The following is a 22407-nucleotide window of genomic DNA, read 5'->3' as shown; positions in this document are numbered from 1 at the left end:
TACAGAAGTTGTAGTTGTATCTGTCTGTGTGGTTTTTTTACTAATACTGTATGTAGTACCTCTCTGACAGCTGAACTGTCAGTTTGATATTTTATTGGTTTTTTTCTTAACGCTCGTGGGCTGTTTGAGCTACATGCTCTTCGGAATCTTCGTACTTACTTTCTTAAAGAATTGGTCGATTATGCCCCGGCGTCGAAAGTTGAGCCAAAACGCTATCACTCTGGTGGTTGTTGCGGTCTACAAGACTTTCTACGAACCAATCCATCGTAAAAGACAGGTACTCAACAATGTTCAAGAAGTTTGCAATCGCCGTTCCGATGACCCTCCTGGCACTGAGCTCTTCGGTGGCGTTCGCTGCGGAAGAAGCGCGCACCTCGATCAACATCAGCGCCACCATCCCAAGCAAGGTCTTCCACGCTCAGCCGCGCAATCCGGACTTCGGTAAAGATGAAAAAATGGCCTATGTGCTGGGTGCAGGCACCTTGACGCCGTTGCGTGCCACCTATGATGTACAGCACACCAACGGTTCGGTCGGTGCCTACGTCGAAGGCGGGCCGCAACCGTTGTCCAACGGTTCCAACACCATCGCATTGACGTACACCTTCAATGGCACAACCCTGTCCGGCGTTTCGCAGGAAGTGGTCGGCGACACCGAGTCCAACGGTGGCATGCAGGCCGATCTGGTAATTGCCGCTGCCAAACCGGCTGATGGCCAGAATGGCCTTTACACCGCTACGCCGGTGGTGATCTTCGACGCCATCCCTCGCGTCACCCCGTAATACAGTTATGAACTAAGGCTAGCCCTTATCTGATAACGATTACCGGTCGGCGGACAACTTCTGTCTGTCGATCGGGTTTCAACGCATTCCTCTTCAGAGTATTTCGTTCATGTTCCCGATGACTCCCATCGCGACGGCGCTTGCCCTTTTTTTCTGTGCAACTGCCCTGGCCGCGCCTATGGATAACGGCACGACACCTCGAGGCCTGTTAGCGCAGGCCAAGGGCTTGCCGAGCGAGTTCGAAGAGCACTTCTTTGATGTGCCGCTGGCGGTGCGCGTGGAACTTGACCAACAGTTTCTCGGTGAGGCGATGGTCGTTTTAACGCGTGACGATCGCATCACCCTCGTTGATTTCACCGATGTCAGCGACAGCCAGATCAAACCCAGCGAGCGTGATACCTGGTCGAACTATCTCAAGCAAGGTGTGGCGCTCGGCAGCTGCCAAGTCAAATGCCCGGAGCAACTGCTGGCCGTGCATTACAGCCTGGAAAACTCGCTGGTGTCGATCCTCACTGAAAACGCCGAACGCGACGATCAGGTACAGCGTTATTACTCACTTCCCGAGGGCGGCAGCACCGGGTTGATTGTACGTAACCAGCTGAACCTCAACGGTGGCCAAGACCAGGACCTCGGTGGGCGTTATGGCCTGGAAGCCAGCAGCAGCCTGGGTAACTGGACCCAAGCGGTCAACCTGCAGCTGTCCCGACTCGGCGGCATGGATGACACGCTCTTTCACGCCGTCAATGAGCTTTATACCCAGCGCGAACTGGAAGGCAATTTTCTGCGCCTGGGCTTATTCACACCGTCGTCGGAAGGGCTGACCCGGCAAGCGCGCACCTTTGGCACTGGCCCCGACACGGCGGTGGGGGTGATGTACGGCAGCTCCGACAGCCTGGCCATCAATAATCCGAAACCGGCGGTCTATCCGATCTACGTCACCGCCAATCGCCAGGGCTCAGTGGAGATTTACCGCGACGGCTTGATGATCAACACCCAGGCTGTGCCCGCGGGGCTACAGACCCTTGATACGCGTCCGTTGCCGGGCGGTATCTATGAAGTGGAAGTGCGCCTGATCGAAGACGGCCAGATTACTTCCAGCACTCAGGAGCTGATCTACAAACCGAACAACTGGCGCAACCACGACGAGCGCTGGCGTTACAATCTGTTCGCCGGCCGTGAGTCCAAAGTGTTGAGTAACTGGGATGATCAGGTCGATGGCGACATGACGGCCGGCGCCGCGTTCAACTTCCTTCTGCACCCGCGAGTGATCCTCGGCCTGACCGGGCGACAGGTTCGCGACGCCATGCAATACGGCACCTCGGTCGACTGGGCAATCGTCAACAATGCCAGCCTCTACGCCAACGTCTACCAGACCGAGAATTACGGCACCGGCCTGGATGTGCAGAGTCATTATTCCTATGGCAGTGGCAGCATCGTCGCCAGCCACAACCGCAGCTGGCTCGACACGACCCGACTCTACGACACCTTGCCGGATGGCACGCGGGTGCGACAGCCCAACGTGTTTGTCGGTCAGACCAGTAGCTCATCGTTGTCTGTGAATCATCGACTCACCAGCAAAAGTTCGGTCAATGCCCGGGTGTCCAACAGCTCAGGCAACACCAATGGCACGGGAATAGATCTGGGCTGGACCCAGCGCACCCAACTGTTCGGCAGTGATGCCAACTGGCGTCTGTCACTGTTCGACAGGCCGGGCAGTATCAGCTCCGGTGATGATCGCAATCGTGGCATCGACTTGAGCGTCAACATCGCGTTGGGCGGCCCGGGTGAACAGATTTCCGGCAGCATTGGAACGCGCACCTCGCGTGATGGCGGGCGCGATAACAACGCTTCGGTCACCTACCGCAAAGACCTTCAGGATCACCTATTGCAAAGCGTTTCGGCCACGGCCATCACCGACACCTACGGCGTCGGGTTGAATGCGATGGCGACGATGCAAACGGACCTGGTTAATGGCGATGGATTTATCCAGCGCTCGTCTTTCAACAACGACTTCACCGGTGGCCTGAACCTGGACAGCACCGTCGCCGTCGGTGGGCAAAAAATGGTCATGACCAGCCAATACCACCGCAACGGTGCCGGCATGATCATCGATGTGGAATCGGACATCGAAGACATCGCCCTGCGTGCCGACGACTTGAGTGGTGGCAGCGCGGTCCTCAAGCCCGGGCGCAACTTCGTGCCGATCACGGCCTACAAAAGCAGCTCCGTCAGTTTCGATTTCGAGGGCAATCACGTTCCCGCCGCGACAATCCAGCCGGCGCGCTCCAGCTATCACCTGAACAAGGGCGGCGTGGAGTACCGCCAGGTGAAAGTGATGAGAACCCTCACCGTGCTTGGCCGCTTGGTCGACCCCCAAGGCAATCCGCTCAAGGGCCACCACATCATCAATCACGCCAGTCGCGGTGTGAGTGAGGTGGACGGCTTCTTCTCCATGGAAATGAACGCCGGCTCACCGACCCTGGAGGTGCGTCATGGCAATCAACTGCTGTGTCAGTTCCGGCTGGACCCGAGCCGTGGTCGCACCGAGAACAACGTGTTGATGATCGGGGATCTGCGCTGCACGCCGGACACCTTGGCGGATACGACTTTCAAGGCACCGACCGCGGGTTGATGGCTCGGTCAAACGCAACTAATCGATGAGGTTCAAGACGATGAAACGTCTGTTGGCAGTATTTGGTTTTTGTTTGTTCACCCAGAGCGCACACGCTGGCCCGAGCATCAACATCGGCACCGTGTATGACTACATGGACGGCGACAAAAGTACCTACTTGAAACGGGTCTTCAACGGAGGCGACAGCACTGCGTTCGTCAAGGTCAACATCCTCGAGATTCTCTATGAGGCGGACGGTACTTCGCGAGAAGTACCGATCCAGTCCCAGGCTGACGGCAGTGCCCGCGATGGCTTGATGGCCAGCCCGGCCCGATTGATCGTGCCGGCCAATGGCATGCAGGGCACGCGCCTGCTGTACATGGGTGAGCGTGACAAGGAGCGCTATTTCCGCGTGCGCTTCGTGCCGGTGGTGCCGGAGAAAGAAGATGAGTTCGCCGTCTCCAGCGAGGAACGCGAAGAATACAAAAAAGAGTTGTCCGCCGGGGTGACCGTGTTGGCCGGTTACGGCGCGGTGTTTTTCGTTCGGCCCAAGGACACCCGTTTCGACAGTGCGATCGAAAACGGCGCCGGCAATTATCGGATTCGCAACAACGGCAACACCGTGGTGGTGATCGATGAGTTCAAGGATTGCTCGATCAAAAACGAGCAGGACTGCCAGCCGACCACCAAGCATCACATTCTCGCGGGCCGCACGTTCCAGTTCGAAAAGCAGGCCGGTCGCCAATACAACTTCACGTTGGTTGAAGGCGAACGCAGCAAAAAACTCGACGTGAAGGGATAAGACCGGGTGATGAGCATGTTCAAGAAACTGACTGTCGTGCTGTTGTCGGCTGTTGTCCCGCTGGCAAGTTCTTCGGTTTTCGCCGCCCGCGAAGAACATCAATTCGAGGTGTTCGTGACGATTCCGACCCAGGCGTTTTATGTCATTCCGTCAGACCCTGGCTGGATTCATCGTGAGCAGCAACTGCCCTGGAACCTGACCTCGTCGACGCTGGGGGGCTTGCGCAAATATTTCGATGTCAAGAATGAAGCCGGTTCGATCGAAGCCCGGCTTGAAGGCCGACCCTACCTGTCGAATGGCACTGACGCTCATGACATTGGCTTGCGGGTGCTGTTCAACGGCCTGCTGTTGAACGAACGGGAAAGTATTGAAGTGGTGTCGTTGACCGATGCCGCGCCGGGCAAACGTGTGTTGCTGGAAATCTTGCCGCAGCCGCCTGCCGATGGCGTTTACAAATCCGGCAATTATTTCGGCAGCGTCAACCTGATCTTCAACGCTGTCATGCCGTAGACGTAAATCAAGCAACAAGTATTGAGTTCAACAAGGATGTTGGATTGCGCCGACTGTTAATGGTTAAACGCGGAGGGTAGGGATGTCTTGTTTGTGAGTGAATCTGGATTAAGTACATGAGCTGGATTAATTGCGCTAAAACTGGCGCCAAGTGGATGTTGGTCATTGGGTTGTTGAGTAACTCTGTTGCACAAGTGGCGAACGCGGCGGTGCAGGAGATTACCGCTGTGTTCAGACCCGACTCTGCGAATCCACAGAACAATAAATTCGAAAATACAACGCCGCAAAGTGGATTCTGCCCTGGGCATATTCCGCAGCGATGCAAGGATATGAATATTTTCAGCATCCGCAATTCGGATATTGTTTTCAGGTCCAACCGTCCTATCCTGGCCAATCATGGAAGTATCCGTGAGGGTGCAATGTTCAAGGTGCCTTCATATTGGCGTCAGGTTGACGTTATAAACAACACTACGAGGGAAGTTGAAACGGTTGAAGTACGGATAGCCGGCGTCGGTAGTCGGACAGATATTGCTGGCGTGAGCTTTGGTGAAGCATGGGTTCGGGGCTCGGCCGGTTGGCTATATGCACCAGCACCCTGTCAAACCACAGGTTATGCGACGGGTAATACGCGTTCCTTACTTTGGCACTGGATCGTGCCAGAAGGGGCGGGCGCTTGTGCGATGCAAGCTGTAAAAGATATTCCTCAGACAGCGCATGTATATCTTGAATACTCATACGAACTCCGGACGCCAAACCCGTTAGGCATGTCGGCGGGGCAGTACACAGGATCGACTCTTTACTCGGTTGGCCCAGAACTGGATTTCGATTTTGGTGACGTCATGATTCCCTCTCAGAGCGAGCTTGTGTTCAATTTCACGCTCGATGTTCAGCACACACTCAAGGTGGATGTCCCGCCCGGTGGTAATCGTGTGGTATTGGAGCCGCAGGGCGGCTGGCAAGCCTGGCTGACCCATGGGCGCAAGCCGACTCGGTTGTTCCGCGATCAGACCTTCAACATTTCCGCCAGTTCGCGCTTCAAAATGCTGCTGGAGTGCCAATACAGTCAGGACGGTAATAACTGCTCGTTGTATGAACCCATGTCCCGTCACACTGTTCCGCTGCACCTCAGTGTCAGCCTGCCCCATGGCTTGACGGATGCGGGCGGGCAACCGGTGACGCGTCGGCCGCTTCGGCGTGACGGGAGTGGTACGGAGTTGTTCCAGCCAGCGTTATATGTGGACCGCAAACCTGGAACGTTGCACTTCGAAATTCCCCCCACTGAAGTCGATGAAATGATTCGCCCGGGACAAGCAACGCAGTACTCGGGAAGCGTGACAGTGATCTGGGATTCGCAAGTTTAATCATTTTGCCCAAGGAGGGGCGCGCCATGATCTGAGGCCATTGGGCCAAGTATTACTGACACTATGAGGCTTAAAGGATGAAGCGTTTAGACGCCTTTCAACGATGTGCATTGCGCAGTGCAGGTGCGGGTCTTTTGTTCTCGATGTGGTTGCCAACGGCTTGGGCTGAGGAGGTGTCGATTCAGGCCTCGTTCAAACCAGACTCTGGCAACCCGCAACGTAATCAATTCCAGAACGACACGCCTCCAAGTGGTTATTGCGAGAGCTATCCCGGCGAATGCCGGGACAACGTAATGTTCAGTCTGCGCGTGCCAATTCAGTTCAATTCCAGTGGGCCAATTGCGGCCAATCATGAGAATGCCCGTCAAGGGGCGATGATCATGGTTCCGGCACAGTGGCGAGAATTGACGGTGATACATGAAAAGACCGGGGAGCCTGAAACCGTTCAGGTTCGCATTGCCGGCATCGGCTCGCGATACGTGACTGAAGACGTGATCAGCCTGGTAGGCGGTGGAACCGACTATCGGGTCGCGCACAATCAGTTGTGGGGCAATAGCTGGGTGTATGCGCCGTCCCCTTGTTTTTACAGCGGTGTGGGTCTATTCGCCCCGCAGACCTATGCTTTTTTTTGGAAAACCCCGTCTCAAGGTGCCTGTGAAAAACAGGCGAAATTCAATGTGCCTTGGCTTCGTTTTGACTACCTCGACTTTGCCTATGAGCTGGTAACCCCCAACCCGTTGGGGATGTCCTCGGGAAAGTACTTGGGAAAGCTGACCTACACCGTCGGGCCCGGGATGGATTTCGACATGGGTGACGTCATGCAGCCAGCAGTTCAACCCTGGGATTGAATTTCGTGCTGGATGTTCAGCACACCCTCAAAGTCGATGTACCACCGGGTGGTAATCGCGTTGAACTGGTTCCGCAGGGCGGCTGGCAATCCTGGTTGCAACAGGGGCGAAAGCCGACGCGGTTGTTCAGGGATCAAACGTTCAATATCTCCGCAAGTTCGCGTTTCAAGATGAACCTGGAATGCCAATACACCCAGGATGGCAGAACCTGTTCCTTGCGCGAGCCTGTTTCCGGCCATGTGGTACCGCTGAATATCAGCGTCAGTCTTCCCCATGGCTTGACCGACGTGGGCGGGCAAGCCGTTAACCGCCGCCAGTTACTGCGTGATGGCAGTGGTACCGAATTGTTCCAGCCGAGTGTGTACGTGGATCGAAAACCGGGAACGCTGCACTTCGAAGTTCCCGCGGATGAAGTGGCCGAGATGATCAAGCCCGGGTCGCAACGGCAGTACTCCGGCAACGTCACGGTTATCTGGGATTCGGAGGTTTAGTGAAGTCCGGAACATGGACTGCTCCGGTGGTTCGAACACACATGTGATCTGTTGGAAGGAAGAAATATGAGTTTTACAAATGGACGTATATGCCGGGTGCTGAGGGTCGGCTCAGGGATCGGGTTGCTGTATTCCCTGATGACAGGGGCAGCACTGGCGGACGTGCGTGACATCAGGGCCTTGTTCGAACCCGATGCGTCGAAGCCGCAAAAAAATGAATTCGTCAATCAAACCCCTTCCGAGGGCTTCTGTAGCCAGGTGCCGGGTATCTGTAAACCTGCGGGTCTGTTCAGCCTTCTCGCTCGCATTCCATTCACGGCTAATGCACCGATCCTGGCCAATCATGCTGACCCGCGCAAGGGCGGTATGGCCAAAGTGCCTTCCGAGTGGCGAGATGTGACTGTTACCCTTGCATCGGGTGATTCAACAGTGGTTGAGACAAAAGTGGTTCAAGTGAGGATCGCGGGTATTGGTCACGAAGCCTCCATTCCCGTATTGATCGGTGAGCTGACCGGTGGTGGCTGGTGGGATCAACTATGGGCGGGTGGCAGTTGGGTATACGCACCTTCTCCTTGCGAAGGTGTTGGCGTGGCGACTGCTGGTCACCATGGCTACAACAGTTTCTGGAAAGTGCCCGTGGGAGCGGGTGTATGCAGCAAGAAAGCGTTGTTTGATATTCCGTTTTTTTCCTATCAGTACATCGTTTTTGGTTATGAAATGCGTACACCCGACCCCCTGAACATGCAGTCGGGTGAATACACGGGGACTATTTCATACACCGTTGGTCCGGGCATGGATTTCGACATGGGCGATGTCATGATCCCGAGCGATAGCCAGTTAACGCTTAATTTTCTGCTTGAGGTCAGGCATACCCTGAAAGTCGATATTCCCCCCGGAGGCAATCGCATTGAACTGGTCCCCCAGGGGGGCTGGCAGGCTTGGCTGGCTCAGGGGCGGAAACCGACGCGACTGTTCAGGGATCAAACGTTCAATATCTCAACGAGCACACCTTTCAAAATGAAGCTGGAATGTTCCATTGCCGGGGGTAACGGCCACTGTGGATTGCTGGATTTCGAAAATAGCCGTAACGTTCCATTGCACATCAGCGTAAGCCTGCCCCACGGTTTGACCGACGCTGATGGGAAAACCGTCGACCGTCAGTTATTGAGTCGGTACGAAGCCACAAGTTTTCAACCGGGTTTCTATGTGGATCGCAAACCCGGAACGTTGCACTTTGAAGTGCCACCGGACGCTGTGGCCAGCATGATGCAACCGGGGCAATCACGACTCTACCGGGGCTTTATCACGGTGATCTGGGATTCGGACGTAGGTTAAGGGGGGGCGCCCCTGAAAGGAGCCTGATGCTTTCAGGGGCGAGTGGTTGAGCCGTTATTGTCCAGCTCTTTGCAGAGCCGCACGGGTCAGTTGCCTGCTCAATTCCTTTCTTTCGTAAGCGATATCGTTAAGCAAATCGCCATAGACTGCATCGCTCATTTCTTCATCCGTGACCACCAGGCTTTCCCGGACGTTGAGTTGTCGGGCGAGGGTTTGCAGTCGCTGTTTGAGCGCTCGTCTTTGCGCGATCAGCATCCCTTTGGAACCTGCCCAGGTGCGTTGAACGTCCCGTAACTCATCGAGCCGTTCGGCCTTGCGCTTGTATAGTCGGGTATTGCGCGCTAACTCACTCGGGTAAGTGTCACCCAAGTATTTGTCCCAGAAAAGTTGTTCGATCATGTCATTGACCAAGCCGTCGCCTGCTTCCATGGACATCACCGTATCGAACGCCGTGTCGAGCATACTGGCGTTCACTCCTGCCCTGGGGCGATACAGCATCGACTCCGATTGCCACGGTAAACCGAGGCGTTGAGCGAGGCCGGTTTCATAAGCGAGATACAGTTCAACCTCATCGGCGTCCGAACGGCTGGCGTAATCGGCACGTGCAATGTCATCCACTCGCGCAAGACGAGCGGCACCTTTCGCCAGTGTCACCAACCTGCTTTGAAGGATCGCATTCGAAGTCGACAAGGCATAGGCTTCGGAGGCGAGCACCTTGATGCCCATGTGGTTGAACACCTGGGCCCCCGCATCGGCGCACGTGGTGGGCGCCGCCGCCATTTCGAACAGCTCCTTGCGCAATTTGCTGTCCAGGTCGATGGCTTCGACCATGCGCCATACCCGGCTGCTGAGTTGTTCGCGCAATAGGCCGCCGGCCTGGTAGTCGGCCGAGAGTGTCTGTTTCTGGATCAACGAGAAGAACCCCTGAGAGCCGGGCTCGGTCATCAAGTCGTGCCAGGCTTCCATGCGGAAGGTACCCAGCCCGGGGACCTCGGCGCTCCACCAGGCGGAGTCATCCTTCATCGGCCATTGGTTGACCGCGTCCATGGCGGCCTCGGTGTAGACCTGCTTGGGGGATATGCCGACCGAGCGTCGATACGCTTCAAAAATGACCAGATTGACCTCCGAGAGATCTGCTTCGAACAAACGGGTGCGCGCCACGATGAAGGCATCTGCCGAGCCGGGCACGACGGTCGGAATGTTGCCGATGGGATTCTCCTGCAAGTCCAGAAAGAAGCCGCGAGGTCGTCGCTTGCCCGGCGCGAAGACGCCATCGGGCCACGTGGTGGCGCCCGTGTTGCTCAAGCTCAGGATTCTCAGCTTGGGCATGCGTTCGACGTTCGGCAGATTTCCCAGCCGCGGGTTGTCATCGAGCCTGAGGGTTTCCATATGGGTCAGATTTCGCAGTTGTTCGACCGCCGACGGTGTCAACGTGATCTCGTTGCTCATCAGCCGCAAGGTACGCAGGTAATGCATCTTGCCAACGCTTTCGGGCAGTTGCGTCAATCGGCAACTCCTGGCGCTCAGTTGCCGCAGGTGAGGGAAGTCTTTCAGCAGGCCGGTGGAAGATGCGGAAAAGGTCGTGCGATCCAGATTCAGAGTGCTGATCTGATCGAGGTAGGGCTTGAGGTCAGGCAGTTTTTTCCACCAGAGTTCGAGATCATAACGGCTTAACTCTGACGACAGATCCAGTGCATACCCCCCGTCGACGGTGGTACTGCGTTCGCCGAAAACCTTGGCCTTTCTTTGGAAGCATTCCACGAGCCGTTCGGCAATGTGTTGGCCGCCGCCCCTTACAAAGCCTTGCCGATCCGGGCCCCAGGCATCAGGTTGCTGATACCGCCATTTGTTGAGGGTTTCCTGAAGAGTGGCCAGTTCACGGTCGAGTCGTCTGAGCGTTTGCAGCGCGTCTTCTTCTGCACCCAATGATTGAACGAAGGTGCTGACCTCTCGTTCGTTCAAGTGGGGGTACAGATCACTCGTCCGTTCTTCCAGTGTTTGTCCCGATTTTGAAAGACCGGGGCCGCGCAACAGTAGAGCGTTGTCGGGGTCGGCGACGGGGCGGATGGGCGGCGTTGCGAGGACGGTTCGACGCTCGGCGGGGGCGGCGGTTTTTTCCATGATCCATTGCTTGAGCTTCTGCCCTTCGCCCGTGCGGTAACCCAGTGCCTGGCGTTTGTCTGCGGGCAGTGTCTGCAAAATCGCCTGAAAAAAATCCTCTGCTTCACGGGGCCTGCGGTCGCCATGAACCTCGTACTGTGCAAATTCATCCTTGACCAGAATCCGCACGGTCGCCGCATCTCCTTCACCCACGCTGCAACGCAGCGGGCCGTCAGTGGTGCCCTCACGGACTTCTATACGCCAATCATTGAACGTGTCGGTGTAGATCCTGAGCGTATTCAGGGCCAGACGCTCGGTATCCGCCGTCAGCTGTACGTCGTTGTAGAACCCTTCGTAAGCATGACTGGTTCGCGCCTCGAATGCCCATTCCCGGGCCTGGTTTTTCAGGCGTAACGGTAGCCGTTGCTCGACGGTCATGCGCTCAAGCTCGGCGGCACTGGCGTTGCCCAATAGCGTTTGCGCGGCTTTGGTCGGCAGCTCCGGGAACGTATTTTTAAACAGTCGAACCTGGGGATTATTCGACGTTTCACCGGCCTGGTAGTGCTGGTCGAAGATCTCCGTCTTGAGCTTGTCCGCTTCGTCAGCCAGCCTGTTGCGCAGCGTTTGTACCTGCTCATCTTTTGGCATCTGCCGACCGAACAGGGTCTTGAGTTCTTTTTCGTCAAGGAAGTCGATGATGTTTTGCGGCCATTCTCCACTCATGACCTCAGAGAGATGGGTGACGAGTGTCTGGTCGGCGCTCGCCCCAGGATTTCCATACTGGCGAAAGTGTCCTGTCCGGCCGGCGTCTTCGTAGACCTTCAACGCTTTGTCGGCGGGCCATCCTTCCAAGTAGGTGGGGAGCGGTTCGAACCAATAGGAGGACGGCGCCAGTGGCTGGCCGGCACGGATCCGTTCGCTCGCCTGCGCGGCGTCTTTGAAGAGTTTGAAGCGGTTCAGGCTGTCGGCCAGCAGCGGTGGCGGCGCAGTGTTGTCGACGTGCATTTTGCGCAGCGCATTGTCCTCGGTACCGCTGGTGATGCGGATTCGCGCCAGCTCGGCATCGCTAAGGCTGTCCACGCTATGCCCGAGACGACGCATCAGTGTCGGGCCTTCCCAGGCTCGCGGGGTTTCGGCTTCATGGGTCCAGGCACCGCGACCGTTGTGTTTCAGCTCGGGCAAATAGGCATCGGAGCGGTGTGGGTGCTTGATGCGATAGTTGCCCGTTTTTGGATCTTGCTGCACGGCGTAGTTTTTATTATCCAAAGGCAGAATGTCCTGGCCTTTGTGTGAGTGCAGACCCTGCTCATTGGGACGGGAGTCGGCCGGCAACTTCAGGTTTGGCTGTTCGTAGGGCTTGAGATCGGGGTGCCACAGGCGGCGTTGGCCGTCGGGCAGTTCAACCGGTTTCATGCCTTCGATCAGCCCCGAGAGTTTGAGGCGAGCGATATTGCCAATCTTTACGCCCGCCGCAAAAGCCGCCAGTTGCACGACATCGTTCACGACGGCCACAACATGTTCGATGGCCTCGATCCACAGGCCTTCGGCCAGGTCGATGATGGATTCGATGACGTCGTTGGCAATCTGATAGGCGGTATAAGCCATCATCAATTCACCCAGCCCCGGCACGAAGGGCGTGATCACCATCAGCGCGACATTGAAGATGTCAGACACGATTTTCTTGAAGTTATCCCACCAGGCCCAGCGTGCGTTGCTATCGGTATCGGCGGTGGAGACGGCGACGTGTCTGGCGTCATTGAGGATCTTGTTGAGCTTTTGCTGATAGAGATGAGTCCACAAAGCACCGGTGATCGGTGTGACGTTGAATTGCAGATGGGGGTTGGTTACCGGTTCTTCTCGCCACGTCGGACGTTGGTCCAGCGTTTCTTTCTTATGCCATTCAACCCTGAACAGGCGTTGCTGGAGACCGGCGAAAAAGTGTCCTCGCTCTTGCTGGTCGACGAACCGGCTGAAAAACTGGCGGTAGGTCATCCGGGCCGATTCGATAAAGGCGTCGTCCCGCAACTGGCCGGTCAACTGGTTCAGGAAGTCGGTCACCGAGGCATACTCTTTGAGTGGATGCTCGGGGTCACCGGGGATGTAAGCGATCAGGCCTTCGACCTTATGGCTTTTCTCAAGGTCCGGGGCAATCAGCACTATTCCGGTCAGGGTGGTGTTCATGATGGACAGTTCGGCGAACCGCACCGCTTTGCCTTTGAGGGTGAGGTAGTGCTGCCCGTCGAGCATGGCCAGTACCAGGTCACGGGCGTTGCGGTCGATGTCTTTGGTGATGAAGGCCAGGTGGGCCGCGGCCACGAATGCCGCTTTCTCGCTCTCGATGACTTTGTGTCTCAAGGACGTTCTGGCGACTGCATCGCTGGGCAGCAAGATGCTTTCGAGGTACTGGGTGTATCGCGCGCCGATGTCCAGTTCGCGACACAGGGTCTGGAACTGGGCGATGGACATTTTGCGTTTGATCGGCTTGATATCGAACAGCCCTCGCTGATCGGGCTGGCTGATGAAGTCGGAGTCCGCTTCGCAGGTTTCGGATCGGGCGAAGTTATGCAGTGCAGCGTCAAGCAGTGAAACCGTACGGGTCACCACGCCCTGGGAGAGGTTGATCGCATACCAGGGGCGTTCTTTGGGCAGGTAAAGACGCAAGTAAGTGGTTCTGACATCATCGTCGACGCCGTAGTGTTCTTTCAGTGCGGCGCTCAGTAACGGTGCGGCGAATGTATAAATATCCTGTAACTCATCAAGCATCTGATCGACGTTGTTTTGGGCTGCCCAGAGTTTCAGGTTGGCGTCTTGTAACAGGTTGTGATTAAAGTTTGAGGCTGTGATTACCCATTGCGTGCGGCCCTTTCGAGCGGCACTGAGATCCTGGATTCTCTGCACTGAGGCATTTTTGAATGGGTGAGGGATACGACTGTTGATGAAGTCGTAATGGCGGCCTTTGTTGTCGGGTGTACGTCCTTGTAAATCAGACATCGTGGTAACAAGCCTTGAGTGATGATGGAAGTCACCAGCCTATCTTCCATCGCCCAAAGTAAAAGTCTGAATATCTGTGGTTAAACCGGTGTTCGTCAGTACGAAGCACCGGAATTATCAATGCCGAAAATAATTAATTACCACCTTCGTTCATTCACTCCGTGCCACCTCGACAGGCAGGCACTGCGTATGACTCTCTGGTTGCAGATACGGCGAGAGAATCGGCGCCATGCCTTTGAGTACTTGCACCGGCAACGCCGAAGTGAACTTGAAGGCTTCGGCAGATTGGCCGGGAACGAACGCGGTCAACGTCCCGAAGTGATTTTTGCCGATGTAGAACACAAAGGTCGCGGTACGGTTGATGGATTTTGAACTGAGAACCCGTCCGCCCGGACCGAAGGCTTCAATGCGGTTATCGCCTGTCCCGGTCTTGCCGCCCATGGCCAATGGTTTGCCATCGGGTGTGGTAAAACTGCCGGAAACCCGTTTGGCGGTACCGGCGTCTACCACTTGCGACAAGGCTTCGCGCATGGCCGTGGCAACCTCGGAAGGCATCACCCGTTTGCCGACATTCGGGTTATTGATCAATTTGGTTTCATACGGCGTATTCGCGGCGAAGTGCAGGGAGTCGATGCGCAACGTTGGCATGCGAATACCGTCATTGAGGATGGTCCCGATCAGCTCCGCCAGGGCCGCCGGGCGGTCGCCGGAACTGCCGATGGCGGTGGCCAGTGACGGCACCAGGTGATCGAACGGGTAGCCGACTTTCTGCCAGCGCTGGTGAATGTCGAGGAACGCTTCGATCTCCAGCATGGTGCGGATGCGACTGTCGCGGGCGCCCTTGTGACGGCTTTTAAACAGCCAGCTGTAGACTTCCTGGCGTTCAAACTGGCTGGCCTTGACGATCTGGCTCCACTTGGCATCCGGGTTGTTCAGCAGGTAACCCATCAACCACAGGTCCAGCGGGTGGACCTTGGCGATGAAGCCCTGGTCCGGCAGGTCATAAGCGCCAGGGCCGTAACTTTCGTAGAGGCGTTGGAGGCGTTCGTCAGTGAGTTTTTCGGTGAGCTTGGCGCCTTTGAGGTGCGAACGCACGAAGGTGTTGAAGCTTTCCTGACTGGCCTCTGGCAACAGATACCGGTGTACCGCGGCCATGCGAATGGGCGTCGGGTGCATGCCGTCGAGGAAGGTTTCGAGCCGCGCCTGGGTGTCCTTGTTCTTGTACTTTTTCCAGAACTTCAGCAGGAACGATGTGCCTTCACTGTCGGCGAACGAGGCGAGGTATTCCTGACGACGTGGATCACGGTCGTCTACCAGCAATTCGGCGCTGTTGTTGGGGCCGGAGTAGGTGGCGTAATGCACCAGGTCGCGCATCAGCCGAATGAACGGCAGGTTGATCGACTCACGTATTGCATCGCGCAGTGTCGGAATGCGGCCATTGTCTTCCTTGCGAAAGTTATGGAATACATGCAACCCGCCACCGGTAAAAAAGGCTTCGCCGGGGCTGGCGGAGTATTTGCGGTCCAGCGCGGCGCTAAGCATGGCCGGCAGATTGCGATCCTTATTCTGGATCAGGTAATCGACGACCCAGCGGCTGATATGGTCCTGTTCCGGGACGTTGACTTTCTTCAGTTCCGGGACGGTCATCCCGGCGTATTTATCGTGCAGCTCGGAGATGATCTGCAAGTAAGTGGTGAGCACGCGCATTTTTGCGGTTGAGCCCAGTTCCAGCTTGCTGCCTTCGTTGATGTCGAACGGCTGGTCGGTGCTGTCGGTCTGCACCCGCACGCGCGAGCCGTCAGGTGTCAGTTCAAACAGCGTGAAACTGTAGCGCACTTGGGAAGTGCTGGTCGGGGTGAGCAAGTGTTCGCCCATCAAACCGATCTGCGCGGCAAACGCCGGGTCGGCCAGATGCTTGAGGTATTCGGTGGCCTTGGTTTGCAGAACACCTTGCAGGGTGCTGGTGGCCGAGAGGTCGAGGCGGTCGAGGTCATACAACGGACGATTGAGCAAACCGCCCAGACGACTGCGCGCCACGCTGATGCCCTTGTTGGTTTCGATGGGCTGGATAGTCGGCTGAGTCTGCCAGTCACGGTAAGTCACCTTGCTGGCCAGGGCCGCTTCAGACAGCGCTTCATCGATCACACCATTCTGGGCGAGCAGGCGAATGTGGCTGTCAGTGAGGTCGACCAGTTCTTCGCGCCCCTTGGTCAAGTAATGGGAAGGACGACGCTGGGCAATCATCAGTGACAACATCTCACGCAGGGCCAGGCCTTTTTCCGACATGGTTTTTGGATCCGTCGCGCTGCTGGCCAGCGATTCGTTAGCCTGGTTGAAGTCGGCGCCGTACCAGACGCGTAAACCTTCGGCCATGCCATGCACTTCACCGTGGCCCGGTACGGCGGACAGGGGCACGCTGTTCAGGTAGTCGCGAACCACGTTCTGCCGAGCCGCCAGCGTCTCCGGACCGGCCTGATAGGCGCGCACACTGGCGGATATCATCTGACGGATTTTTTCCCCGCCTGACACCGTCAAGCCATCGGGTGAGTGCCGGTACTTCTCAAGTTGCGTTGCCAGGGTACTGCCACCGGCAGATTGGCCAGGCATGTGCATCAGTTTGGCGACCTGGGACCATGCCGCCATGCCGAACCGTGGCCAGTCCACGGCGGGGTTGGCCTGGGGCTGCCGGGGATCGAGCAAGAAGCGGTTTTCGATGAACAGCAAGCTGTTGACCACTACCGGCGGGATGGCGGCAAAACTCGAATACAGCTGTTGGGGATATTTGAACTGGTACAGCGGTGCCGCACGGCAGTCGGTAATCGACAGCCCGGCCTGGATTTTCTCCGGGTAGGGCACGAAAAAGCCCCTGTCGGTGTAGTCCATCAGCTTTTGGGAAAAGCGGGTTTGTGCGGCGATGACGTAGTCGCGCTTGATCAGGCGCGGCAGGAATTCATCCAGAGAGCTGTAGCCCAGACGCAGGTCGAACGGGCCTGCCCCGGGATAGCGAATAGCATCGCTGGGGCCGGGTTTCAGTTCGTAGCTCAGGGATGCGGCAAATTTGCTGACTTCCTGGGCCTGGAACTTCGAAGTGCGCATTTCCTTGGCGGCGGCCAGGCTCAGGACGATCAGGATAATCAGCAACAGCAGCCAAAACGCCTTCCACCCGTGCTTGATGCGACTGCGACGGGGTTTTTCGGGTAAAGGTGCTTCATCCACACGTTCAGTCGGGACCACAGTTTTACTCGAATCGGTTTGCCATAATGCGCCCATAGTCGACTGATCCATTCACGCAGATTGATCGGACTTGACTGAAGCTTAGACGGTGGTTGGCATTGGTGAAAAAATTGTGAATACACATATTTCGAAAAGTGCATTGTTTTTTTGTGGTCAGGGAGCTTGACAAGCTGGAAGGAGTGATCTCGATTGGCACTGGTTTGATTTGGCTCGGGGGCTTCAGGGGGGGCTTGTCGTTGTGGGTGGGGGATGGGGGCTTTTCTTGGGTGTATATCCGTTTTTTGGGTTATGGCGACTATTGGTTCCGCCCTTACGGCGGGTCACTTTGAAAAGCGCAAAGTAACCAAACGCTTTTGCCCCTTTCGTTCGGTGCCTCGCTGTGGCTCGGCATGCCCTCGCTCCGGTCCTGCTCCGTGGGCCCGCCGCCATCGGCCATCCATGGCCGGGGGCGGCTAACCCGGCATCCATGCCGGGTTGCCCACTGCGCAGAACCTCCGCTCGGCCTCTCGAGGGGGCGGTGCCTCAAGATCAAAAGCTGAAGGCGAGCTAACGCTCGGCCTGATGAGTGGTGAGGATCAAAAGCGGTACGCCGATCCATTGTGGGGGGGAATAATTGCGGTACGCCGATCCAATGTGGGAGCGAGCCTGCTCGCGATGGACGTGAACGATAACGCGTGCTGTCTGGAAAAATGCGTTGCCTTCTAATTCATCGTCGGAACGCCGCCCGGAGCAAGCTCGCTCCTACATTGCTCGCGAAGCTCTTGATCTTGCCGTTGCCGTTGCCGTTGCCGTTGCCGTTGCCGTTGCCGTTGCCGTTGCCGTTGCTTCGGCTTCAGATCTGCCGCCCCTTTCCCAGAGGCCGAACGCAGGCGTTGCGCAGGGGGCACCGCGGCCATGGATGGCCGATGGCGGCGGGCCCCCGAAGCAATGCCTTCGTTAAGGCATGCCGAGCCTTAGCGAGGCACCGAATGGCGGGGCAAAAGCGTTTGGTTACTTTGCGCTTTTCAAAGTGACCCGCCGTAAGGGCGGAACCCTAAGCTGCCGTTACCGCAGAAACGGATATGTACACCACCCAACCCAACCCGACCCGACCCAACCCAACCCAAAAACTTTCGTACCGGGGGACTTTTCGTTTCAGGCTGCCGCGAACTGCGGTGAACGGGTCAGGCGCTTGTTGAAATCCAGCCACATCCCTAGCAACACCATCAACCCAGCCCCCACCAACGCAGTGAATACTTGCATGGCAAACGCATCGTCGGTCAGTGCATTGAGCATGTCCGCCAACGGCGCCAGAAGCACACCCAGACAAAAGACCTCCAGCGAATAACGCCCCATGCGACAGCATTGCTGTGCCGGCCAGTTTTGCGTCCAACCGTTACCGGGCAACAGCCGGGCGGTGACATAGGCCAACGCCAGGAAGTGCAACAGGCGTACCGGCGACAGATCGGTCTTGCTGATCGGGTACAACAAGTTGCTCAGGCGGGCCGGCATCACGGCATCGTGTATTTCCGGCCACCGCCACGAAACGGTAATCACCCCGGTCACCACCACGTACACCGCTGCGCCGACAAACCAGGGCTGGCGCGCCAGCGGTCGAATGTCAGGCACGCGCGGCCGCTGCCCATGAATCGCTGCGGCGCCGCCGAGCACAAACAGCAATTGCCAGGTAACGGGGTTGAAGTACCACACGCCGTCCTTGATGGCGGCCAGGTTCCAGCCAAACCAGGGGGCGAGCAGGTACACCGTCAACGACACCGCCACCACCGCCCCGGCCTTGCGCATCAGCATCGGCAGCACCAAGGGCAAACCCGCCAGTAGCACGATGTACAACGGCAGCGGGTCCATCAGGTTCGGTTTGAAGCGCAACAGCAATTCATCCACCAAGGCTTGCTGGGGATTGCTGATGAAATGGTGCAGGCCCATTTCTTCCACCAGGTCCCGGGTTTCCACGTGGCTGTTGGCGAAGAAGACGATGCCCATCAGCATCGCCAGCAAGAATATATGCACCACGTAGAGCACCCAGGCGCGGCGCAGAATCTTCACGCAGGCAATCAGGTAACCGTCGCGCTGGAGGATTTTGCCGTAGGCCAGCACCGCTGCGTACCCGGCCAGAAACACGAATATTTCCGCCGCATCACTGAAGCCGAAGTTACGCAGGGTGATTTGGCCGAGCGGGTTGTGAGGCACGTGATCCCAGAAAATGAAGATCAGCGCGAGTCCTCGAAAAAAGTCGATCCGGTGATCGCGTTCAAACGTCATGACGGCGGGCTCGTGAACGGGTGTTTAAAAGGGAGTAACCGAAGGCGCCAAAGGATGGGTGCCGCACATCGGCGGCGCGCAGGGTGGCGTGATTCGTGGGCAATTGCAAAGTCGGGATATTACGGGATGTCTCTTGGAGTGGCCGGTGCGCGCGACCACTGGTCTGAAACGTTGTCAGACCTGTGATTTCTGACAGTAGACAGGTTCAAAGTTTTATGACGGGTTCGTGCCGCGCTGTCAGACAGGAGAATCACCATGAGGCTCTTGTGGAAAGGGTTTACCAGGTACACGGTGATCGGGATCGCCAATACCCTGATTCACTGGCAAATCTTTTTCCTGCTGAGTGTGGCGGCTGACTTCAGTCAGGCGGTGAGTAACCTGTCCGCCTTCTGTGTTGCCGCCTCATTCTCTTACTGCATGAACGCGCTTTATACCTTCGACGCCAAGGCAACGCCCGGCGGGTATCTGCTGTTTCTGGGGGCCATGGGGGCGTTGAGTCTGGGTATCGGCCATCTGGGAGACGTATGGAAACTACACGGCTTGCTGACAGTGGCTATATTTTCGGCACTGAGCCTTGTGTTTGGTTTTCTGTTTTCAAAGTACGTAGTGTTTCGCGAGCGTGACGAATGAAAGTCTCGTTGATCGTCCCGGTATTCAATGAAGAGCAGGCGATCAGCCTGTTTTACTTGGCTGTGCGGCAAGAGTTGAGACTTGAACGCGCCGAGATCGAAATTGTATTTATCAACGATGGCAGTTCCGACCGCACGGCTGAGCAGATCAAAGCGCTGGCGCAAGCCGATGAACAGGTAATGCTGATTAACTTCTCGCGAAACTTCGGCAAGGAACCGGCGCTGTTCGCAGGCCTGGAGTATGCCACCGGCGATGCGGTGATCCCTATGGATGTGGACCTGCAGGACCCAATCAGTGTCATCCCGTTGCTGATTGAAAAATGGCAAAAAGGCGCCGATGTGGTGCTCGCCAAACGCCGCGATCGCACCGCTGACGGGTACCTCAAACGCCAAAGTGCCGCGCTGTTCTACCATGTGCTGAATCGAATCGCTTACACCCGGATCGAAGAAAACGTCGGCGATTTCCGGCTCATGGATCGCAAGGTGGTCAACGTGATTCGCGCACTGCCCGAGCATCAGTTATTCATGAAGGGCGTGCTGTCATGGGCGGGGTTCAACACCGTGGTGGTGGAATATGAGCGAGCGGAGCGTGTAGCGGGCACCAGCAAATTCAACGGCTGGAAGCTCTGGAACCTGGCGCTGGAAGGCGTGACGTCGTTCAGCACCGTACCGTTGCGTTTATGGACATACGTCGGCGGCAGTATTTCGCTCTTTGCGGTGCTCTACGCGGTGTACATGGTGCTGGACAAGATTTTCTTCGGTAACAGCGTGCCCGGTTACCCCTCGTTGATGACGGCCATTCTGTTTCTCGGCGGCGTACAGCTGATCGGCATCGGGATACTCGGTGAGTACGTCGGTCGGATCTACATCGAAGCCAAGCATCGGCCGCGCTATGTGGTGAAAGACGTCGTCGGCGGCAAAGACCGGCTAGGGCTTTAGCATGGGCAGGTTTAGCGATTTTCTCGGCAAAGAACTCGGACGCCGCCAGGTCTTCCTGTTTTTTCTGCTCGCGACCCTTGTGTATGTCGTGCCGTTGATGCTCGCGGACTTTGCCTATATCGATGACAACTGGCGTTCCCTGTCGGCCGGAATGGCGTGGGCACAGGAGGGCCGATTGTTTGCCGAGCTGTTTTACAAGCTGCTCACGTTCAGCAATGCCGCCCCGAACATCTATCCATTACCACTGTTGATCGCCACGCTGGCCATGGCCTCGGCATTGACCAGCCTGACGTTTCATTACGACCCGCAGCCGACGATTTCCCATTGTCTGGTGGTATTGCCGCTGTGGTACAACCCGTTTTTCCTGCAAAACCTGACGTATCAATACGACGGCCCCGTCATGGCCTTGAGCCTGGTCTCGGTGATCTACGCGATTACGTATCGTCATCCCTCGCGCATCCTTCAGTGGCTGGTGCCTTCTTTCCTGGTCGCGCTGGCGCTGGGCCTCTATCAAATCAGCCTCAACGTGTTTCTGGGCTTGTGTTGCCTGGAGCTGCTCAGGGCCGCCAATGATCGGTTGGCCTGGGCGCAATGGCGCGATTTGATCGGCTGGAAAGTCGCCCAGATCGTGCTCGCCTGGCTGATCTACTCGGCCAGTGCTTACCCGTACATGAGGCAAAATCGCACGGCGTTGTTGAATTGGACGGCGGCGCCTTTGCTGCAACTTCAAATCAACATCGAGCGAGTGCTGGAAAAAATCGTGCGGCTGTTTCATGGCGGATTTGCCTGGGTGTTCGCGGTACTGTTGCTGTGTGCGCTGGCCGGCGCTGTGCGCCTTGGCCTGAACGTGCTGGAGCGTCAGGACACAGGGGTGAGGAAAGGGCTGATCGCGCTGGGGTGTTTGCTGACATTGCCCGCCGTGGTGCTGCTGGTGTCGGGTGTCGCGCTGTTTTTCCAGGATTTCAATGAAGGCGCCAGGACACTGATGGGCTTCGGGGTCCTGTTGGTGCTGTTGTTCTATTTGAGCCATTTGGCGCTGGGGCGCCTCCACATGCGGCTTCCATTGTTGTTGGTGGTGCCTTTGCTGGCGATGCTTTCATTGTCGTATGCCTATGGCCGGGTGCTGACGATGCAGAAAACCTTCGCCACCAGCGCGCTGCTGAACCTTGAGCAAGACATTGCGTCTCACCGGGAACTGCGCGAAGCCAAGCGTATTTATATGTCGGTGACGTATTCCGATCACTGGCTGATGGGGGCGGCGGGCTCATTCAAGCAGATGCCGGTATTGCACTACTTGCTGAACATCGACTTTTACCTGCTGGCCGAGGACCTGCCGAAAGTGGGCATCACCAACGTGGTGGCGGAGAAGGAGCGACGTAACGCGACCTTGGTCGGTTATCTGGGTTATCCACCGCTGGTGGAGAGCCCGTACTACCGGATTTATGTGCTGGGTGATTACGGTTTTATCGTCTTTAAAGAGCCGGCCCCGATTAAATCGCTTCACTGGTAAAGCGCGAT

12 protein-coding genes and 1 pseudogene are annotated in these 22407 nt (G+C 56.8%); 10 read left to right on the top strand and 3 right to left on the bottom strand.

Going from position 1 to position 22407, the window contains the following annotated elements; genetic code table 11:
• Window positions 1-287: 287 nt before the first annotated feature.
• The 7 genes and pseudogenes from AC1MDT_RS16820 to AC1MDT_RS16790 all read left to right on the top strand — a co-directional run bounded on the left by AC1MDT_RS16820 (window position 288) and on the right by AC1MDT_RS16790 (window position 8737).
• Entirely contained in the window at window positions 288-779 is a 492-nt protein-coding gene (locus tag AC1MDT_RS16820) for a CS1 type fimbrial major subunit (RefSeq protein ID WP_480418181.1), read from the top strand.
• Between the two features lie 109 nt (window positions 780-888).
• Entirely contained in the window at window positions 889-3411 is a 2523-nt protein-coding gene (locus tag AC1MDT_RS16815; RefSeq protein ID WP_480418180.1) for a CS1-pili formation C-terminal domain-containing protein, read from the top strand.
• A gap of 40 nt (window positions 3412-3451) precedes the next feature.
• Window positions 3452-4192 carry a molecular chaperone gene (locus AC1MDT_RS16810; RefSeq protein ID WP_480418179.1) on the top strand — a complete coding sequence of 247 codons (741 nt, stop codon included), beginning with the start codon at window positions 3452-3454 and terminating at the stop codon, window positions 4190-4192.
• A gap of 15 nt (window positions 4193-4207) precedes the next feature.
• Window positions 4208-4702: a CS1 type fimbrial major subunit gene (locus AC1MDT_RS16805; protein WP_480418178.1), complete on the top strand. Its 495-nt coding sequence runs from the start codon at window positions 4208-4210 to the stop codon at window positions 4700-4702.
• A gap of 116 nt (window positions 4703-4818) precedes the next feature.
• The gene (locus AC1MDT_RS16800; RefSeq protein WP_480418177.1) at window positions 4819-6063 is read left to right on the top strand and encodes a hypothetical protein; all 1245 of its coding nucleotides are present in this window, start codon (window positions 4819-4821) and stop codon (window positions 6061-6063) included.
• 77 nt (window positions 6064-6140) lie between these two features.
• Window positions 6141-7402, top strand: a pseudogene (locus AC1MDT_RS16795) (hypothetical protein).
• Between the two features lie 66 nt (window positions 7403-7468).
• Window positions 7469-8737: a hypothetical protein gene (locus AC1MDT_RS16790; protein ID WP_480418176.1), complete on the top strand. Its 1269-nt coding sequence runs from the start codon at window positions 7469-7471 to the stop codon at window positions 8735-8737.
• A 54-nt stretch (window positions 8738-8791) separates the two neighbouring features.
• Here the strand turns inward: AC1MDT_RS16790 and AC1MDT_RS16785 are convergent, their stop codons facing one another.
• The 3 genes from AC1MDT_RS16785 to AC1MDT_RS16775 form a co-directional block, all read right to left on the bottom strand.
• Window positions 8792-13600, bottom strand: a complete 4809-nt coding sequence (locus AC1MDT_RS16785; protein ID WP_480418175.1) for an NEL-type E3 ubiquitin ligase domain-containing protein — start codon at window positions 13598-13600, stop codon at window positions 8792-8794.
• Between the two features lie 378 nt (window positions 13601-13978).
• Entirely contained in the window at window positions 13979-17098 is a 3120-nt protein-coding gene (locus tag AC1MDT_RS16780) for a transglycosylase domain-containing protein (protein WP_480418174.1), read from the bottom strand.
• A 1098-nt stretch (window positions 17099-18196) separates the two neighbouring features.
• The gene (locus tag AC1MDT_RS16775) at window positions 18197-19321 is read right to left on the bottom strand and encodes an OpgC family protein (protein ID WP_480418173.1); all 1125 of its coding nucleotides are present in this window, start codon (window positions 19319-19321) and stop codon (window positions 18197-18199) included.
• A 255-nt stretch (window positions 19322-19576) separates the two neighbouring features.
• On the opposite strand from AC1MDT_RS16775, the gene AC1MDT_RS16770 reads away from it, so the two are divergent.
• The 3 genes from AC1MDT_RS16770 to AC1MDT_RS16760 are packed head-to-tail and all read left to right on the top strand — an operon-like array spanning window position 19577 to window position 22399.
• Window positions 19577-19951, top strand: a complete 375-nt coding sequence (locus AC1MDT_RS16770; RefSeq protein ID WP_480418172.1) for a GtrA family protein — start codon at window positions 19577-19579, stop codon at window positions 19949-19951.
• The gene (locus AC1MDT_RS16765; RefSeq protein WP_480418171.1) at window positions 19948-20889 is read left to right on the top strand and encodes a glycosyltransferase family 2 protein; all 942 of its coding nucleotides are present in this window, start codon (window positions 19948-19950) and stop codon (window positions 20887-20889) included. The genes AC1MDT_RS16770 and AC1MDT_RS16765 overlap by 4 nt, the downstream gene beginning before the upstream one ends.
• A gap of 1 nt (window position 20890) precedes the next feature.
• Window positions 20891-22399 (top strand): glucosyltransferase domain-containing protein, encoded by a 1509-nt coding sequence (locus tag AC1MDT_RS16760; RefSeq protein WP_480418170.1) that lies wholly within the window; start codon window positions 20891-20893, stop codon window positions 22397-22399.
• Window positions 22400-22407: the final 8 nt, after the last annotated feature.

Source organism: Pseudomonas sp. ASL7, assembly GCF_056680375.1.
The sequence above is the reverse complement of the archived record's forward strand: the minus strand, read 5'-3'. Positions and strand labels throughout refer to the sequence as shown.

Coding starts and splice junctions, on each gene's coding strand:
- AC1MDT_RS16790 (WP_480418176.1), top strand. CDS start 7,469: ATGAGTTTTACAAATGGACGTATATGCCGGGTGCTGAGGGTCGGCTCA.
- AC1MDT_RS16785 (WP_480418175.1), bottom strand. CDS start 13,600: ATGCTTGATGAGTTACAGGATATTTATACATTCGCCGCACCGTTACTG.
- AC1MDT_RS16770 (WP_480418172.1), top strand. CDS start 19,577: ATGAGGCTCTTGTGGAAAGGGTTTACCAGGTACACGGTGATCGGGATC.
- AC1MDT_RS16810 (WP_480418179.1), top strand. CDS start 3,452: ATGAAACGTCTGTTGGCAGTATTTGGTTTTTGTTTGTTCACCCAGAGC.
- AC1MDT_RS16815 (WP_480418180.1), top strand. CDS start 889: ATGTTCCCGATGACTCCCATCGCGACGGCGCTTGCCCTTTTTTTCTGT.
- AC1MDT_RS16780 (WP_480418174.1), bottom strand. CDS start 17,098: ATGGGCGCATTATGGCAAACCGATTCGAGTAAAACTGTGGTCCCGACT.
- AC1MDT_RS16775 (WP_480418173.1), bottom strand. CDS start 19,321: ATGACGTTTGAACGCGATCACCGGATCGACTTTTTTCGAGGACTCGCG.
- AC1MDT_RS16765 (WP_480418171.1), top strand. CDS start 19,948: ATGAAAGTCTCGTTGATCGTCCCGGTATTCAATGAAGAGCAGGCGATC.
- AC1MDT_RS16760 (WP_480418170.1), top strand. CDS start 20,891: ATGGGCAGGTTTAGCGATTTTCTCGGCAAAGAACTCGGACGCCGCCAG.
- AC1MDT_RS16805 (WP_480418178.1), top strand. CDS start 4,208: ATGTTCAAGAAACTGACTGTCGTGCTGTTGTCGGCTGTTGTCCCGCTG.
- AC1MDT_RS16820 (WP_480418181.1), top strand. CDS start 288: ATGTTCAAGAAGTTTGCAATCGCCGTTCCGATGACCCTCCTGGCACTG.
- AC1MDT_RS16800 (WP_480418177.1), top strand. CDS start 4,819: ATGAGCTGGATTAATTGCGCTAAAACTGGCGCCAAGTGGATGTTGGTC.